Here is a 279-nt window from a genome sequence, read left to right as displayed (position 1 = left end):
GCCACGGATCGCGATACCCTACGGACACTGCAGGGTCGCGCGGCTCGTGGCGGACGCTGCTTGCTTCTCTGGTCTGCGGTTTCTATCGCAGTCTCACGACGTGTCGAACGCTGAGGTCTCAACCCGGTGTCGGATTCCTTAGAAGTGATCTCATTTGGTGATTCTGCGGTTGCAGATGAGGGTGGCGGCGATGGTGGCGAAGGCCGCGAAGTGGGTGCCCTTGCGTTCGTAGCGGCGGTGGAGTCGGCGGAAGCCGCCGAGCCAGGCGACGGTCCTTTC

1 pseudogene is annotated in these 279 nt (G+C 63.1%); it reads right to left on the bottom strand.

The window, feature by feature from the left end:
- Positions 1–150: 150 nt before the first annotated feature.
- Positions 151–279 (bottom strand): annotated as a pseudogene (locus PUR61_RS06825) (IS5/IS1182 family transposase); the annotation flags it as partial.

This window comes from Streptomyces sp. BE20 (assembly GCF_036322525.1).
Lineage (GTDB): Bacteria > Actinomycetota > Actinomycetes > Streptomycetales > Streptomycetaceae > Kitasatospora.
This window is presented reverse-complemented; position numbering and strand designations above follow the sequence as displayed.